We start from the raw sequence: 2,531 nt of genomic DNA on the forward strand, positions 1-2,531 counted from the left end.
AACAGTTCGTATCGGCAATCAGATCTGAAGATCTAAAGTCGGCAATATCAACTCTGTGATCTCCTATATTTGTAGAAACCGGAATACTGAACAGAAGTTTTTAAACTTTCCAGTTATATAGTCGAACTGTTTAAGTTCAGAACTCCTGAAAGAAGGATAGAAACAACTCAGTATGAGTGAGTTGTTTCTCTTAATGGAAAAGTAGAGTTAGACGGTTTGAAATATAACGGTTCTATTTTAAATTGGGTCAAACTAACCTCACTCCACATTTTAAAGGTGGCCAAAAGTTTAGCCGATCACTATCCTCAACGACCTTTAAATATTCCTTATTTTATAAAACGGCGGAGAAGAGGGGAATCAAAAATGTACTTATAATCCCTTTTCCACTGACTGAATGAAAACTTTATTGCTGGAATCAGATATCTGTTTTTAAAAGTTTTCGATTACTTCATTCGCAAAACCTGTCCGGGAAAGTAGAGAAGAGAACCCTTTCTCTTCTGTATAGAGTGATGCGGAAAACTATTTAACTCTAAACATCATGAACAGACCTGAATGTCTCGGTTCGGATATGAAGCAGCTCGATCCTATTGAAACCGATAGAGAATCTAATTCGAAGCGCTTATAAGAAGAGAGACACCTAACCTTATACACCTATGTATATACGGCAATATATAACACCAATACAAGAAAAAATATTGGGTATTTTCAAACTGAGAAATACCATAATATATGGCATGATCGGACTTTCGGCGGTCTTTTTAGACATGTCACTCTTTTTCATTCTGTTCAACTTCTTGTATGTCCATCCAGTGCTCTCCACTATCCTTTCGGTTTCGGCTGCCACTTTTGCAAGCTTTTTTGCAAATGTTCATCTTAACTTCAAGACCAAAGATTTCTTAAAGTCCCGTCTTGTTTACTTCTTCTCCATTAGTTTTTTGGGACTTGTTTTGAGTGCTCTTTCTCTCCACATCCTTGCCGGAGAGATGTTCAGTGCGAACATAGTTAAAGTATTTTCTTTGCCTCCGATTGTCGCTCTTCAGTACATCCTTAACTCGACTCTAACCTTTCGTGTGGGGGAAAGGAAGGAGGTTGATGAGACCGGTGATGACTATGCAGGAAAAACAGAGTCAAAAAGTATAGCGGTAATAGGCGCCGGCTTTACTGGCTTGACGGCTGCTTATGAGCTTTCAAAAGCAGGACACAGTGTAACAGTCTATGAGTCGGAACCGTATGCAGGTGGACTGGTTTCCGGCTTTGAGATGGAAGGCGTTCCTCTCGAGAGAGCGTATCATTTTCTGTATAAAACCGATTCCGATATCATCTCTTTGGCCGAAGAGATCGGGGTTAAGGATAGACTTAATTTCCATTCAAGCTCTCTGTCTCTCTACTATGCAGATGAGCTTTATCCTTTCATGACTCCCAAGGATTTGCTCGGGTTTACGCCTCTTAACCTCTTTCAGAGAGTTCGTGCCGGTTTGGTGGCTCTTTACTTGGGTAAACAGACCCGTTGGAATCATTTTACTAAGGTCACCGCCATGGATTGGATGAATAGGTTTGCGGGGAAAAGGGTAACTAAAGTGATCTGGGAGCCGATACTGAAAGGTAAGTTCTTTGATCACTATGACAAGATCGCTATGTCATATGTTTGGTCGAGGGTGAATGTAAGAGCCAACTCAAAGGACAAAGGTGATGTTACCGAAAAACTGGGCTATTTCGATGGCGGGTTCAAAACATTCATTGATGCGTTGATAGATAGATCCGAAGCCAACGGTGTGAAAATAGTTTACGGGACAAAAGTAAAGTATATCACCGAGATCGGGGAGAAGGTCCAGGTCAGTGTAAACGGTAAAGACCTTGCGTATGACTCTGTCTTGGCTACCACTCCAAGTCATGTTTTCGCGAATATGATAGAGAGTAATTCGCAGGTCGATCAAGAGTATCTGGATAAGCTCAAATCAATCGATTATCTGGGTTCGGTTTTAATGGTCTTTGCAACTGATGAGAAGTTTACGGACTATTACTGGCATAACATAAACGACGAAGAACATCCCTTTCTTGTTTTGCTTAGTCTTTCAGCCTTGGTTGGAACTGAGAGACTAAATGGGAAGAACATATACTACATCGGAGCGTATGTTCCTCATGACCATCGTTATTTCAGTTCAACGGAGAGGGAGATAGAGGAGGAGTGGATCGGTGGTGTTAAAAAGATATTTCCCAATTTTGATGAACGCTCAATCATGGATTCGGCGATATTTAGATTTAAAAATGCTCAGCATATAGTTGATGTGAACTATAAAGATAAGATCCCGGACTACAGAAGTCCGGTGCCTGGGGTCTTTCTTTCCAATTTCTCTCAGATCTTTCCCGATGACCGCGGGGTTAACTATGCCGTTAAGGAAGGTAAAAAGGTTTCCAAGCTCATTCTTGATGATCTCAAAGTGAGAGAGTACGAAACTTTTGATCCAGATAGTAATGCATCAGACAGAGATGACAACCTCGATATTTCTATTGTTTTACCGACTTTTAACGAA

1 protein-coding gene is annotated in these 2,531 nt (G+C 40.7%); it reads left to right on the forward strand.

Annotation, left to right across the window (positions count from 1 at the left end):
• Positions 1–695 precede the first annotated feature (695 nt).
• A partial coding sequence (locus ACJWXQ_RS05165; RefSeq protein WP_406672307.1) for an FAD-dependent oxidoreductase occupies positions 696–2,531 on the forward strand: 1,836 nt, incomplete at its 3' end.

It is taken from the genome of Natronospira sp., assembly GCF_007134575.1.
Lineage (GTDB): Bacteria > Pseudomonadota > Gammaproteobacteria > Natronospirales > Natronospiraceae > Natronospira > Natronospira elongata.